Annotated in this window: 10 protein-coding genes; 5 read left to right on the forward strand and 5 right to left on the reverse strand. The window is 69.9% G+C overall.

Annotated elements, in window-relative coordinates; genetic code table 11:
* Window positions 1-27: 27 nt before the first annotated feature.
* From CFB45_RS13745 to hemC, 3 genes are read right to left on the reverse strand one after another with little or no spacing between them, the layout of a single operon-like run.
* Window positions 28-1,215 (reverse strand): heme biosynthesis protein HemY, encoded by a 1,188-nt coding sequence (locus CFB45_RS13745; protein WP_089426083.1) that lies wholly within the window; start codon window positions 1,213-1,215, stop codon window positions 28-30.
* Between the two features lie 2 nt (window positions 1,216-1,217).
* Window positions 1,218-3,188 (reverse strand): fused uroporphyrinogen-III synthase HemD/membrane protein HemX, encoded by a 1,971-nt coding sequence (gene hemDX, locus CFB45_RS13750; RefSeq protein ID WP_089426084.1) that lies wholly within the window; start codon window positions 3,186-3,188, stop codon window positions 1,218-1,220.
* The gene (hemC, locus tag CFB45_RS13755; protein ID WP_089426085.1) at window positions 3,188-4,192 is read right to left on the reverse strand and encodes a hydroxymethylbilane synthase; all 1,005 of its coding nucleotides are present in this window, start codon (window positions 4,190-4,192) and stop codon (window positions 3,188-3,190) included. The genes hemDX and hemC overlap by 1 nt, the downstream gene beginning before the upstream one ends.
* 207 nt (window positions 4,193-4,399) lie before the next feature.
* On the opposite strand from hemC, the gene ppc reads away from it, so the two are divergent.
* Window positions 4,400-7,426, forward strand: coding sequence for a phosphoenolpyruvate carboxylase (gene ppc / locus CFB45_RS13760; protein WP_089426086.1), 3,027 nt, complete (start codon window positions 4,400-4,402; stop codon window positions 7,424-7,426).
* Between the two features lie 118 nt (window positions 7,427-7,544).
* Here the strand turns inward: ppc and CFB45_RS13765 are convergent, their stop codons facing one another.
* Entirely contained in the window at window positions 7,545-8,297 is a 753-nt protein-coding gene (locus tag CFB45_RS13765; RefSeq protein ID WP_089426087.1) for a class I SAM-dependent methyltransferase, read from the reverse strand.
* Window positions 8,298-8,512: 215 nt separating this feature from the next.
* Between CFB45_RS13765 and CFB45_RS13770 the strand changes: the two genes are divergently transcribed.
* Window positions 8,513-9,322 carry a helix-turn-helix transcriptional regulator gene (locus CFB45_RS13770; protein WP_089426088.1) on the forward strand — a complete coding sequence of 270 codons (810 nt, stop codon included), beginning with the start codon at window positions 8,513-8,515 and terminating at the stop codon, window positions 9,320-9,322.
* Window positions 9,323-9,328: 6 nt separating this feature from the next.
* On the opposite strand, the gene CFB45_RS13775 is transcribed toward CFB45_RS13770, so the two are convergent.
* Complete coding sequence (locus CFB45_RS13775; protein ID WP_089426089.1) at window positions 9,329-10,330, reverse strand: Csu type fimbrial protein; 1,002 nt, start codon at window positions 10,328-10,330, stop codon at window positions 9,329-9,331.
* Between the two features lie 302 nt (window positions 10,331-10,632).
* Here CFB45_RS13775 and CFB45_RS13780 point away from each other — a divergent pair, with 302 nt between their 5' ends.
* The 3 genes from CFB45_RS13780 to CFB45_RS13790 are packed head-to-tail and all read left to right on the forward strand — an operon-like array spanning window position 10,633 to window position 14,273.
* Window positions 10,633-11,169, forward strand: coding sequence for a Csu type fimbrial protein (locus CFB45_RS13780; RefSeq protein WP_089426090.1), 537 nt, complete (start codon window positions 10,633-10,635; stop codon window positions 11,167-11,169).
* 6 nt (window positions 11,170-11,175) lie between these two features.
* Window positions 11,176-11,886, forward strand: coding sequence for a fimbrial biogenesis chaperone (locus CFB45_RS13785; RefSeq protein ID WP_089426091.1), 711 nt, complete (start codon window positions 11,176-11,178; stop codon window positions 11,884-11,886).
* 23 nt (window positions 11,887-11,909) lie between these two features.
* On the forward strand, window positions 11,910-14,273 hold the full coding sequence (locus CFB45_RS13790) for a fimbria/pilus outer membrane usher protein (protein ID WP_179255073.1): 2,364 nt from the start codon (window positions 11,910-11,912) through the stop codon (window positions 14,271-14,273).
* Window positions 14,274-14,287 lie beyond the last annotated feature (14 nt).

The following is a 14,287-nucleotide window of genomic DNA, read 5'->3' on the forward strand; positions in this document are numbered from 1 at the left end:
TTCGGGGCTGGTTTGCGCCGCAGCGCGTCAGACCACGGTAATCGCGAGCGCGCTTTCGCGGTAGTGCTTCGCAGCCTTGTCGGTTTCGCCAAGATGCTCGAACAGCCGCGCGAGCGCGCGATGCGCACGCACCTTCAGCGCCTCGTTGTCGGCCAGCTTCAGTGCCGATTCGAGGAACGACTGCGCCTTGCCCCACAGCTGCTGCTGCTGGCACAGGCGACCGAGCGCGAACAGCAGGTCGGCATCCTCCGGGTGATCCTTCTTCCACCCTTCCGCCTTCTGGATCAGCGGCAGCGCATCGGCGCCGGCCGTATCCGGATAACGGCGCAGCAGGCGCGCATCCCAGTTGTGCGCGAGCGCGTCCTCGACGATGCGGCGCGCTTCGTTGCGGCGCTCGAGCGGGACGAGCAGATCGGCGGCGAGATCGGCAAGACGCGGCGACTGGCGCTCGGCCGGCGACAGCGACTGCCACACCTCGAGCAGCGCGTCCGGGTCGTGCCGGCGTTCGCGCAGCAGGTTTTCCGCGGCCTGCTGGCGCAGCCGCACGGCCGCGGCCGGATGCAGCGCCTCGCGCTTCTCGAGCGCCTTCGCAAGCTTCAGCACCTCGGCCCAGTTCTTCAACTGCTGCTGCGCGCGCAGCGCGACCTGCTGCGCATGGATGCGCTTGCCGCCCGCCTGCAGGTCGGCCAGCGCGGCAAGCGCGCCGTCGGCATCACGCGCATCCGCGCGCATGTCGGCCGCGGCGAGCAGCCGTGCGTCCTGCCATTCCGGCGCGTCGACCTTCGACAGCCAGTCGTCGCGGCGCGTGTACTCGTGCATCCGGTGCGCGGCGGTGGCCCCGACGAGACTCGCGGCGCCCAGGTTCGCATCGACCGACAGCGCTTCACGCGCGGCCTTCTCCGCGCGCGAGAAGCGGCCCGCATACAGGTTCGCGATCGCGTCGCGCAGCGATGCCTGTGCCTTCTCGTTGCGCGAGCGCGCCCGATACGCGGCGACCCGCTGCGGCATGCGCCAGATGTTGCGCACGATGCGCAGCAGCGCATACACGACGATGAACAGCACGACGATGGCGATCACGAACAGGTTCAGCGACACGTCGATCCGGTACGGCGGATAGACGAGCAGTACCTGCCCCGCGTCGAAACGGCCGACGGTGGCGAGCGCCGCGGCGATCGCGAACAGGACCGCGAGCCAGACGATTCCTCGAAGCGTCATCGTTACCCCCGGCTCTTGAACTGCTGAACGGCGTTCAGGCTCGTGTTCAGGTTCGGCACCGCAACCGTCAGCGATGCGCCGTCAACCTGCTTGAGCAGATCCTCGACGGTCTGCGTGTCCTTCGATGCCTGGTCGAAATACTTCCCGAGCGACGCCTGTGCGGCGTGCAGGTCGGCCTTCATCGCGCTGTCGTTGCGCGCGAGCAGCGACAGGCGGGCAGTCAGCAGGCGCAGCTTCACGTTCTCGCGCACGAAGTAGCCCTGGTCGGGCGACGCGAGCATCGCATCCGCGTTGTCGATCCGGCGCACCTGCACGAGCCCCTTCAACTGCTGGCCGAGGCCGGCCGAGAAGTCGTGCCACCACACCTTCCAGCGCGGCTCGCCGGCCACGGCCGACGACGCGGTGTCGGCCGGCGCGGCCTTCGGCGCCTCGTGCGGGACGATCGCCTCGCCGGACAGCGGCAGCGCGTCGATCTTCGCGATCGCATCGTCGAGCTTGATCGCCAGGCCCGTGAGGTCGGCCGCCGGTGCGGCCTTCAGCTTCTCGATGTCCAGCGCGAGCGCCTTGCGGACCGTGACGGCCTGCGCGCTCTGCGACGTGGCGAGGCGCGCGTCGGCGTTCTGCAGCGCGATCAGCGCGAGCTGCGTGTTGCCGGTCAGCTGAAGCTGCTGGCTCGCGCTCGACAGCATCTGGTCGACTTCCTCGAGCATCCACGCATCGCGGTTGCGCGACAGATCCTGGTATTGCTGCTGCAGCGCCTGCTGTGCGCTCTGCGCGTCGGCGAGCTTGCCGTCGAGCTGCGCAAGCTGCGTGTCAACCTGGTGCGTGCTCGCGAGCGCTTGCTCGGTCTTCATGCGCGTCTCGGCCGTCTGCGCATCCAGCGCCTTCTGGCGCGTGACGAACGTGCCGTCGAGCCGGTCGATCTTCCGGTTCAGTGCGTAGCCGCCGACGCCCGCCGCGCAGCCGAGCACGACGACGACGAACCACAGCACCGCGCTGCCGCCGCGGCGCGCGGGTGGTTCGGCGCCCATGTAGGCAGGGCGGGACGGCGGTGCGGATGCAGCGGCCGGCTGGGAAGCGACGCTTTTGGAATCGTTGGTATCTGTCATGCGTTTAGTCACCGGTGCGGCTGTCGCCGGTTGGACGGCCTCCTCGGCCATCGTTCGAAACGCGCGGACGATGCGCTCATCGCCCGCGCCGGTCAGCGTAATCCTATCAAAACCCAATGAACGCGCGGTCTGCTCGATCCGCGGATGCGGCGTCACGAGCGGCGCGTGCTTCAGCGCGTCGATCTCGGCATCGTTCAGGTGCGCCCGCGCGAGTTCGTGCAGGTTGCGCACGCCTTCCGAGCTCGTGACGAGCCACGCATGCGGTTCGCCGTGAAGCAGCGCATGCACGCGCTCCCACGCGCCGACACGCGGCTCGGGCACGACGCGCCGGTAGGCGGCGGCGAGCGTGACGTCCGCGCCGGCCTCGCGCAATCGTTCGGCGAGCCATTCGCGACCGCCGTCGCCGCGCACGATCAGCACGCGCTTGCCCGCCAGCGCCTGGGCGCCGCCGAACGCGGCCTCGATGCACGCGAACAGGCTTTCCGAATCGTAATGGGGTACGCCGCCGTCGGCCGGCGCCTGCGGCGCGATCACGCGATGCGCGGGCGCCGCGATGCCGTGACGCTCGAGCGCCGCCACGCTGCCGGGCCCGACCACGCCGACCGGCAGCGCGTTCGGCCAGATCGCGCCGTACTGCGCGAGCGCGCGGTCGATCGCGTTCGGCGAGACGAAAATCACCAGCGCGTAGTCGGCGAGCGCCGCGAATGCCGCGTCGAGCGGCGCGGGATCGTCGACCGGCGCGATGTCGATCAACGGAAATTCGAGCACGTCGCAGCCGGCCTCGGCCAGTTGCGACGCAAGCGCGCCGGACTGGCCGTCCGGGCGCGTCAGGACAGCGGTGAACGCGCGCGCGCCGCCCGCCATCAGGCGTCGCCCTTGCCGGCGGCCTGCGAGCCCGCGAGCAGCGCCCGGACGATGTCGAGCGCGCCTTGCGCCTCGAGCTCGTCGGACACGGCGCGGCCGAGCGCGAGCGCATCGGCGACGGTCATGACTGCCCCGCACTCCTCGGCCGTCAGCACGCGCTTGCCGTCGGTCGTCGACACACGGCCCGTCAGGTACAGTTCGCCCGCGCGCCACACCGCGTGCGCGGCGAGCGGCACCTCGCAGCTGCCGCCGAGCGCGCGCGACACCATCCGCTCGGCCTCGACCGCGAGCGCGGTCTGCGGGTCGTGCAGCGGTGCGAGCCATGCGGCGACGTCGTCGCGGTGCGATGCGATCTCGATGCCGAGCGCGCCCTGGCCGGCCGCGGGCGGGCTGGCTTCGACGTCGATCAGCGTGCGAATGCGCGCTTCCAGGCCGAGGCGCTTCAGGCCGGCGGCCGCGAGGATGATCGCCGCGTAGTCGCCGCGATCGAGCTTCGCGAGACGCGTGTCGAGGTTGCCGCGCAGCGGCAGCACGTCCAGGTGCGGGTAGCGCGAGCGCAGCATCGCCTCGCGGCGCAGGCTCGACGTACCGACCACGGCGCCGGCCGGCAGCGCGTCGAGCGACGCGTAGTCGTTCGACACGAATGCATCGCGCGGATCTTCGCGTTCCATGATCGCGGCGAGCGAGAAGCCGTCGGGCAGCGCCATCGGCACGTCCTTCAGCGAATGCACGGCGAGATCGGCGCGGCCGTCGGCCAGCGCGGCCTCCAGTTCCTTCACGAACAGGCCCTTGCCGCCGACTTTCGACAGCGTGCGATCGAGAATCTGGTCGCCGCGCGTCGTCATCCCGAGGATTTTCACGTCACAAGCTGGATATAATTTGCGCAGCGCATCACGCACATGTTCGGCTTGCCACATCGCCAGGCGGCTCTCGCGCGAAGCAATCGTCAACGTCGCGGGCGACTGTGCCTGTTGCGGCCCGGCCGCGGGGGTCTCGGAATTCATTGCTGGAACATCGAAGGACGGGATTGAAGATCGAACAATGGTAGCACGCACGCCCCTGCCCGCCCGGGCCTGGAGCCTGCGCCCGGCCTGCCGCCGAGCGGGTCGCGGCGCCGATGCGCGGATGTGCCGCACGTAGCTGGTTGCTTGACCGCAGTTTCGCAGTTTCCGCAGTTCCTTTTGACTCGAGCTTTCCCAAGGAAACCCATCGTGAAGTCTTCCGGATCGGCGCGTACGGCGCGCCGCAATGCTGCCCTGTCCTCCTCCGACGCCTCGACGGACACCGTCGCCACCGCCGCGAACGGCCGTGCGAAAACGGCAACGAAACCGAAAGACCCGATACGTCAGACAAAACGCGCGACGAAAGCCGCCGGCCCGGCTGCCCGCACCGCGGCCCGCACGGCCGGTGCGCCGAAGTCCGGCACGCGCACGCGCGAGGACAAGGACGGCCCGCTGTTCGAAGACATCCGCTTCCTCGGCCGCCTGCTCGGCGACGTCGTGCGCGAGCAGGAAGGCGATACCGTGTTCGACGTCGTCGAGACGATCCGCCAGACCGCGGTCAAGTTCCGCCGCGAGGACGACAGCGAAGCCGCGCAGACGCTCGAGAAGAAGCTGCGCAAGCTGACGCCGGAGCAGACGGTGAGCGTCGTGCGCGCGTTCAGCTATTTCTCGCATCTCGCGAACATCGCGGAAGACCGCCACCACAACCGACGTCGCCGCATCCATGCGCTGGCCGGCTCCGCGTCGCAGCCCGGCACGGTCGCGTACGCGCTCGAACAACTGAAGACGACCGGCAACGCGTCGAAGCGCCTGCTGCAGCGCTTCTTCGACGATGCGCTGATCGTGCCGGTGCTGACCGCGCACCCGACCGAAGTGCAGCGCAAGAGCATCCTCGACGCCCAGCACGACATCGCGCGCCTGCTCGCCGAACGCGACCAGGAACTGACGAGCCGTGAGCGCCAGCACAACGAATCGATGCTGCGCGCGCGCGTCACCGCGCTGTGGCAGACCCGCATGCTGCGCGACTCGCGCCTGACGGTCGGCGACGAGATCGAGAACGCGCTGTCGTACTACCGCGCGACGTTCCTCGACGAACTGCCCGCGCTGTACGGCGACATCGAGGCCGCGCTCGCCGAGCACGGCCTGTCCGCGCGCGTACCCGCGTTCTTCCAGATGGGCAGCTGGATCGGCGGCGACCGCGACGGCAACCCGAACGTGACCGCGCCGACGCTCGACGAGGCGATCAACCGCCAGGCCGCGGTGATCCTCGAGCACTATCTGGAACAGGTGCACAAGCTCGGCGCCGAGCTGTCGGTGTCGAACCTGCTCGTCGGTGCGAACGACGCCGTGAAGGCGCTCGCGGCAGCCTCCCCCGACCAGTCGCCGCACCGCGTCGACGAACCGTATCGCCGCGCGCTGATCGGCATCTATACGCGCCTCGCCGCAAGCGCACGCGTGCGGCTCGGCGAAGGCACGGTGCCGGTGCGCAGCGCAGGCCGCGGCGCGCCGCCCGTGCGTGCGATCCCGTACGCGGATTCCGAAGCGTTCGTCGCCGACCTGAAGGTGCTGACCGCGTCGCTCGACGAACACCACGGCACGTCGCTCGCCGCGCCGCGCCTCGCGCCGCTCGTGCGCGCGGCCGAAGTGTTCGGCTTCCACCTGGCGAGCATCGACCTGCGCCAGAGCTCCGACATCCACGAAGCCGTGGTCGCCGAACTGTTCGCCCGCGCGGGCGTCGAGGCCGACTACGCGGCGCTCGCCGAGGAAGACAAGCTGCGCGTGCTGCTCGCGGCGCTCGCCGATCCGCGTCCGCTGCGCTCGCCGTATTTCGAATACTCGGCGCTCGCGCAGAGCGAGCTCGGCGTGTTCGAGAAGGCGCGTGAAGTCCGCGCGCAATTCGGCGCACGTGCGGTACGCAACTACATCATTTCGCATACGGAAACCGTCAGCGACCTCGTCGAGGTGCTGCTGCTGCAGAAGGAGACGGGCCTGCTCGAAGGCGCGCTCGGCGTCCCGGGCGGCGATGCGAAGAACAGCCTGATGGTGATCCCGCTGTTCGAGACGATTCCCGACCTGCGCGACGCCGCGCGCATCATGCGCGAGTACTTCGCACTGCCGGGCATCGACGCGCTGATTGCACACCAGGGCGCCGAGCAGGAAGTGATGCTCGGCTATTCGGACAGCAACAAGGACGGCGGCTTCCTGACGTCGAACTGGGAACTGTATCGTGCTGAGCTCGCGCTCGTCGACCTGTTCCGCGACCGCAAGATCACGCTGCGGCTGTTCCACGGCCGCGGCGGCACGGTCGGCCGCGGCGGCGGCCCGACCTACCAGGCGATCCTGTCGCAGCCGCCCGGCACCGTGAACGGCCAGATCCGCCTGACCGAACAGGGCGAGGTGATCGCGAGCAAGTTCGCGAACCCGGAGATCGGCCGCCGCAACCTCGAGACGGTCGTCGCCGCGACGCTCGAAGCCACGCTCCTGCCGCAGAACAATGCGCCCGCGCAGTTGCCGGCGTTCGAGGCCGCGATGCAGACGCTGTCCGATTCGGCGATGGCCGCGTACCGCGCGCTCGTCTATGAAACCCCGGGCTTCACCGACTACTTCTTCTCGTCGACGCCGATCACCGAGATCGCCGAGCTGAACATCGGCAGCCGCCCGGCGTCGCGCAAGCTGCAGGATCCGAAGCAGCGCAAGATCGAGGACCTGCGCGCGATTCCGTGGGGCTTCTCGTGGGGTCAGTGCCGGCTGCTGCTGACGGGCTGGTACGGCTTCGGCAGCGCGGTGAGCGCGTATCTCGACGGCGCGCAGGACGACGCCGAGCGCACGAAGCGTGTCGCGCTGCTGAAGAAGATGAACAAGACCTGGCCGTTCTTCTCGAACCTGCTGTCGAACATGGACATGGTGCTCGCGAAGACCGACCTCGCGGTCGCGTCGCGCTACGCGCAGCTCGTTTCCGACCGCAAGCTGCGCAAGCACGTGTTCGAGCGGATCGTCGCGGAATGGGAGCGCACGTCGCAGGCGCTGGCCGAAATCACCGGGCACGAAGGCCGCCTCGCGACCAACCCGCTGCTCGCGCGCTCGATCAAGAACCGCTTCCCGTATCTCGATCCTCTGAACCATCTGCAGGTCGAGCTGATCAAGCGCCACCGTGCGGGCGACACGAACGCGCGGCTGCGCCGCGGGATTCACCTGACGATCAACGGGATCGCGGCCGGCCTGCGCAACACGGGCTGATCCGCCTGCGGCGCGATGTGATTCCGCGCCGACTGACGTCCTAAAAGCCGCGATACGCGACGATGCGTATCGCGGCTTTTTTCATGCGCCGGCGAAACAGCAGCGGCACACCTCGCGCTCAGTGTGCGTCGATCAGCAACGCGTCGTGTTCGAACGAACCGTCGGGCTGCACCGCGTAGTAGCCGCGCACCTCGTCCGGCGCATGCGCCCACAGTGCGCGAATGCCGGTGACGCTGTCGGCCGGCGTGCGGATGCGCGCGACCCACGTATCGAAATCGATCGGCAGCCGCCAGCGGCTGTGCACGTGCGCGTCGAAGCCGGCTTCGCGGAACATCACGAGCCATTCGTCCGCCCGGTAGTCGCGCACGTGCGACGCATCGCGCAGCACCTCCGCGGCCTGCAGGTACGTATCGAGAAGCGGATGATCGTTGCCGGCGATATCGATCATCAACACGCGGCCGCCCGGTTTCAGCACGCGGCGCACCTCGGCGAGCGCCGCGCGCATGTCGTGCCAGTGGTGCGCGCTCATCCGGCTCACGACCCAGTCGAACGTCGCCGTGTCGAACGGCAGTTGCTCGGCCGGCCCCTGCTGCGTACGGAGGTTCGCGAGCCCGCGTTCGCGCGCGGCGGCGTCGACCGTCGCGAGCATCGGCGCGGCGAGATCGTAGGCGACCACGTCGCGCACGTGCGGCGCGACGGCGAAGCTCGCATGGCCCGCGCCGCAGCCGAGATCGAGCACCGCGGCGTCGGGCGTCGCGCGCACCGCGTCCGCGAGCGTCTGCAGATCGGCGCCCGTCGCGTGGACCGTGCTCGTCAGATAGGCGGCGGCCGTCGTGCCGAATGCGTCGACGACCTGGTCGTGGTGTTTCATCGTTCGCTCCTTTGTACCGTTGCCGGTGCGACAGACGCCTCCGCCTCTGCTCCGGCCCCATGCAACGCGTTTTGTGGGACGCGCGCTGCCCTGCCGGCGCGCGAGCCGCTACAATAGGCCTGCGTTTGTACCGGTACAAGTTAAGCAGTTATTCTGGTATTCGATACACCTGCCTGACCGTTGCCGCGCCCCCGTTTCCATTTCGCCGTTTCCGCATGAACCACCCGTCCTCCGCTCCCGTCCCGCCGCTCGACGCCTCGCCCGCCCGCGCACTCGGCGAATTCATCCGCGCCCACCGCGAGCGGCTGTCGCCGCAGGCCGTCGGCCTGCCGCCCGGCCCGCGCCGCCGCACGCCGGGGCTGCGGCGCGAGGAAGTCGCGCAACTGTGCGGCGTCAGCCCGACCTGGTACACGTGGATCGAACAGGGCCGCCCGGTGTCGGCGTCGGCCGACGCGCTCGCGCGGATCGCCGTCGCGCTGCAACTGTCGAAGGCCGAGCGCGCGTATCTGTTCGAGCTGGCCGCGCAGCGCGACCCGGCCGAGCCCGACGTCGCGGGCGGCGACCTGCCGCCAACGCTCGCCGCGACCGTCGCGGCCATCGCGACGCCCGCGTACGTGCTCGACCGGCAATGGAACGCCCTCGCCTGGAACGCGCCGGCCGCCACGCTCTTTTCAGGCTGGCTCGACGGCGAGCACGACCGCAACCTGCTGCGCTTCACGTTCATGTCGCCGGCCGCACGCACGCTGATCGTCGACTGGGAAACCCGCGCGCGGCGGCTCGCGGCCGAATTCCGCGCCGATTCGATCCGTCACCTGACCGATGCGCCGACGCGCGCACTGATCGACGCGTTGACCGCCGGCAGCGACGCTTTCGCGCAGTACTGGGCATCGCAGGACGTATTCGAGCGCGAAGGCGGCCTGCGCGAATTCGACCATCCGGCCGACGGCCGCCTCGTGTACCAGCAGATCACGCTGAAGCCCGCGCACCGCGAGGACCTGAAGCTGGTCGTGCTGGTGCGCGACTGACGCCACTCAGAAGCTGATCGTTGCGGTAATCGTGTCGCTGTAGTTGCCCGGCGCGGGGGTTGTCTGCGCGGGCACGCGCCCGTACACGGGGATCGTCTGGCTAAGTCCGCTGCCCGCCCCCGTCGCCATCGCCGTGCCGCCGGTGCCGTCGCCCCACGGCGTCGTGTAGCCACCGTCCTTGTAAAGCTGATAGCCGACCGACCCGCCGCCGCCCGCGCGCGACATTGTGCGCGCGGCGACGTTGCCGCTGCCGCCGCCGTTCAGCGCAATCTGGAACGCGTCGCCGTTCGTGCAGCGCGCGTTGATCGACCCGGCCGCCGCCAACGGAGACGTCAGTACGCCGGTGGCCGGAAACGCGACGCCGGTGGCGGTGATGATGCAGTCGTTGGTGACCGTGGCCGTGGCGGAGAAGCTCACCGTGCCGGCCGCCGACTGCGCCGCGCACGTCAGCGTCGGCAGGATGCTGAGCAGCGAAAAGCTCTGGCTGTACGTCGCCTGGTTGCCGCTGAAGCTCTGCGTGTAGACCGTGCTGCTGTTGTTCACGGTCGGCACGGTCGGCTGGTTGGCCGTGACGCGGCCATAGACGGTGATGTTCGCGCTCGCGCTGGTGCCGAGCAATGGTTTCTGCAACGTAACGGAGATCGGTGTGGTGCCGGCGCTGACGGAACCCCACGCCTGCGAATAGCCGGAATCCTGGTACAGGTCGTACTGCATCTGGTTCGTCCCGTTGCTCAGGTAGCGCGGGCTCGTGCCGCCGAGGTTCACGCAGACGAGCACGCCCGTGTTCAGGCTCAGCGCATCCCACGTGCAGTTGACGGTCATCGTGCTGGTGGTCGTGACGGCCAGCAGCCGGATCGGGCTGACGGAGCCGAAGCTCGGCGCCGGTGGCGTGACCGAACAGGAATCCGCGCGTGCCGACGCCCACGGCGCGCCAAGCGCCACGACCAGCAGCAGGCACGACAGCATGCGCAGCCAGCCGCGCGCCGCGTCGAATCGCTCATCCGCCATGGTTTTCCCCGTAAGCACGCTCGCCCCGCGACAACCGTTGCCAGGCCACGCGCCCCTCGATGGTAGCCGGCCGCGTACCGCGTCGTTCGCGCCGATTCTTGATCCAGGTCAAGCCGCCCACAGCAATCTATCAGGAATCCGGCACAAAACCTGCCGCGTCGGCGTTTTCACCATTGCCGGCGCCCGAAAGCGTGGAGTAGTCTTCCGTCAACGACAGCGCTGTTCCGTCGGCACGGCAGGCACAACGCGGGAGGCCACCCGCGAGCCGGGCGACATCCCTTGAACGGCTGGAGATAACCACAATGAACGCTACCCGACGTCGTGTCCTTTCCACCGCGCTCGCGACCGCCTTCGCATTCGCACCGGCGCTGCAACCCGTTACCGTCGCCGCCACCTACTCGAACGGCAACGCCACCGCCCAGTTCAACGTCACGCTGACGATCCAGGCGAACTGCACGATCGCCGCCAACCCGCTCGCATTCGGCACGACCGGCGTGCTCGCGTCGACGATCAGCCAGCAGACCACCCTGTCCGTCACCTGTACGAACTCGACGCCGTACAACGTCGGGCTCGATGCGGGCGCCGTCACGGGCTCGACGGTCGCCAGCCGGCTGATGGCCGGCACCGCGAGCGGCAACACGAGCACGACGGTCGGCTACCAGATCTACCAGGATTCGAGCCACGCCACGGTCTGGGGCAACACACAGGGAACGGACACGGTCGGCGGCACCGGGACCGGTTCCGCACAGACGCTGAACGTGTATGGCCAGGTGCCGGCGCAGGCGACACCGAAGCCCGACACCTATCAGGCGAGCGTCACCGCCACCGTCTACTTCTGACGCCCCGTGGCGTTCCTTCCGCGCGCGCTCGCCGCGCTGTGGGCCACGTCGGCGGCGGCCGTATCTGCGGCCACGCTGCAGATCACGCCCGTGACGATCGAGCTGCCGCCGTCGGCCGCCGCGGCCAGCGTCATGCTCGACAATCCGGGCGGACGGCCGATCTACGGTCAGGTCCGCACGTACCGCTGGACGCAGGAAAACGGCGACGACGTGATGACGCCGACCGACGCGCTGGCCGCATCGCCACCGCTGCTGCAGATCGGCGCGAACGCCGGGCAGCTGATCCGGCTCGTGCGCACGGCCGTCGATGCGCCGGCAGCCGAGGAAAGCTATCGCGTCCTGATCGATGAACTGCCCGCGCCCGGCACCCCGGTCGAAAACGGCATCACGATCCGGCTGCGCTATTCGGTGCCCGTGTTCGTCGAGCCGCCCGGGATGCCGGCGCCGCCGCGTCTCGCGTGGCGCGTCGAGCGCGACGCGCAGGGCCTGCGGCTCGCGGTCGACAATCGCGGCGGACGGCGGGCGCAGCTTTCCGCGGTCCGGCTGGTCGACGCGCAAGGCGCCACTCACGAGGTCGCACGCGGCCTGCTCGGCTATGCGCTCGCCGGCAGCACGCGCCGCTGGCCGCTCAGGCTCGACGCGCGCGCGGCATCGTTCGTCAGGGTACAGGCCACCGTCAACGCGCAGCCGGTCGAGGCGCAGTTGACGCCACCCTGACGCGCGGGCACGAACCCGCCACGCTGCCCGTGCCGACGACGCGCCATGCCCACCGGGCCCACGCCCCCGCGCGACACACCCGGCTCGCGGCCGCCCTCGCGATCGCGCTGGCGCTGCATGCCGCCGCGGCACGCGCGGAGCCGGCGCCCGCGCGGCCCGCCCCCGCGGCTGCCCCGGAGCCCGGCGTGCTGTTTCTCGACGTGTCGCTCAACGGCGAGCCGACCCACCGGATCGCCCGCGTCCAGCAGATCGACGGCCGACTCTACGCGGCCTCCGCCGACCTGAACGATCTCGGCGTCGCGACGGGCGAGCGCACGCACGAGCCTTCGAATACGCTCGTCGCGCTCGACACGCTCCCGGGGCTGCGCTACGACGTGGACATGAGCCGCCAGACGCTCGACCTGCGCGTGCCCGACGCGCTGCGCATTCCGCACACGTTCGACACGCGCGCGCTCACCGCCGCGCCGCCCGCCACGGCCGGCCGCGGCGTCGTGCTGAACTACGATGCCTACGCGCAGACCCTCGCCCATTCGCCGCTCGCCATCTGGAGCGAGGCACGCTATTTCGACCCGGCCGGCGTCTTCAGCAGCACCGGCATCGCGTACCTGTACGACGACCGCCAGCGCTACCTGCGCTACGACACGTCGTGGACGCGCTCGAGCCCGGCGACGCTCACGACCACGCAGTTCGGCGACACGATCTCGTCGTCGCTGTCGTGGACGCGCTCGCTGCGCATCGGTGGCGTGCAATGGCGCAGCAACTTCGGCCTGCGCCCCGATCTCGTGACGTTCCCGGTGCCGGCGCTGTCCGGCAGCGCGGTCGTGCCGACGTCGGTCGACCTGTACGTGAACAACGTGCGCCAGTTCAGCGGCGACGTGCCGGGCGGGCCGTTCGTGATCAACAGCGTGCCGGGCATCACCGGCTCGGGCAACGCCACCGTGGTCACGCGCGACGCGCTGGGCCGCTCGGTGTCGACGTCGATTCCGCTGTACATCGATACGCGCCTGCTCGCGCCGGGCCTCGCGAGCTATTCGGTCGAGGCGGGTTTCCTGCGACGCGCGTACGGCATCACCTCGTTCGACTACGCCCGCACGCCGGCGGCGAGCGGGTCGCTGCGCTACGGCATCAGCGAGCGGCTGACCGTCGAGGCACACGCGGAAGCGACGACCGGCGTCTACAACGCCGGCGCGGGCGTCCTCGCGCGCATCGGCAACGGCGGCGTCGCGAACGCGTCGCTGGCCGTCAGCGCGCAGCGCGGCGCCGGCGCGCAGGTGGGCCTCGGCTACCAGTACGTGACGCCGCGTGTCTCGATCGATGCGCAGACGCTACGCGCATTCGGCGGCTACGGCGACCTCGGTGCGCGCGAGGGCATCCCGGTGTCGAGCGCCACGGACCGCGTCACGGTATCGTTTCCGTTCCTGCGCGCGCAGACGCTGTCGTTCAGCTATCTCGGCCTCAAGTACCCGGGCATCGATGCATCGCGCATCGGTTCGATCGCATACCTCGTCAATCTCGGCATGCTGACCTCGCTGACCGTCAGCGCGTTCCAGGATTTCCGGCAGCGCGACACGCGCGGCTTCTTCGCCAGCGTGAGCATCGGCCTCGGCGGCAACACGTCGGCCTCGGCCAGCGCAGGCCGGCAGAACGGCGAATCGACCTACGCGGTGAACGCGTCGCGCCCGCCCGACTACGGCGGCGGCTTCGGCTGGAACGTGCAGGCGGGCACCAGCGCCGCGCTGCGCTATGGGCAGGGTCAAGTGCGGTATCTCGGCCGCGCCGGCGAGGTCACGCTGCTTGCGCAGTCGTTCGGCGGGCGCGGCAACGCGTCGGTCGACGTCACGGGCGCGCTCGTGCTGATGGACGGCCGGCTGATGACGGCGCGCCGCATCGACGACAGCTTTGCGCTCGTCTCGACCGATACGGGGCGCGTCCCCGTCCTGCACCAGAACCGGCTGATCGGCGAGACCGACCGCGCCGGCTACCTGCTGGTGCCCGATCTGAACGCGTACCAGAACAATCGCGTCGCGATCGACGGCGCGACGCTACCGGCCGATGCGCGCATCGCCGACACGACACTCGACGTCGTGCCGCAGGCGCGCTCGGGCGTGCTCGCGCATTTCGCCGTGTCGCGCTACAGCGCGGCGTCGATCATCCTGCACGCGCCCGACGGTACACCGCTGCCACCGGGGCTCGAAGTCCGCGATGTCGAGAACGGCCAGCGCACGATCGTCGGCTACGACGGCCTCACGTTCGTCGACGGCCTCGTCGACCATAACCGCCTGGAAATCTCCGGCAACGGCCACGATTGCGCGGTTGCCTTCGCGTACCGGCGGCCGGACGACGGCTCGCTGCCGCGGATCGGCCCGCTGACCTGCTCGCCGCGCTAGCGCCCGCGCCGCGC

Origin of the sequence: Burkholderia sp. HI2500 (genome assembly GCF_002223055.1) — a bacterium.
GTDB lineage: Bacteria > Pseudomonadota > Gammaproteobacteria > Burkholderiales > Burkholderiaceae > Burkholderia.

What these genes read in the sequence shown, in the direction of transcription:
- CFB45_RS13745 (WP_089426083.1), bottom strand. Translation starts at nt 1,215, where the DNA reads ATGACGCTTCGAGGAATCGTCTGGCTCGCGGTCCTGTTCGCGATCGCC.
- hemDX (WP_089426084.1), bottom strand. Translation starts at nt 3,188, where the DNA reads ATGGCGGGCGGCGCGCGCGCGTTCACCGCTGTCCTGACGCGCCCGGAC.
- hemC (WP_089426085.1), bottom strand. Translation starts at nt 4,192, where the DNA reads ATGAATTCCGAGACCCCCGCGGCCGGGCCGCAACAGGCACAGTCGCCC.
- CFB45_RS13765 (WP_089426087.1), bottom strand. Translation starts at nt 8,297, where the DNA reads ATGAAACACCACGACCAGGTCGTCGACGCATTCGGCACGACGGCCGCC.
- CFB45_RS13770 (WP_089426088.1), top strand. Translation starts at nt 8,513, where the DNA reads ATGAACCACCCGTCCTCCGCTCCCGTCCCGCCGCTCGACGCCTCGCCC.
- CFB45_RS13775 (WP_089426089.1), bottom strand. Translation starts at nt 10,330, where the DNA reads ATGGCGGATGAGCGATTCGACGCGGCGCGCGGCTGGCTGCGCATGCTG.
- CFB45_RS13780 (WP_089426090.1), top strand. Translation starts at nt 10,633, where the DNA reads ATGAACGCTACCCGACGTCGTGTCCTTTCCACCGCGCTCGCGACCGCC.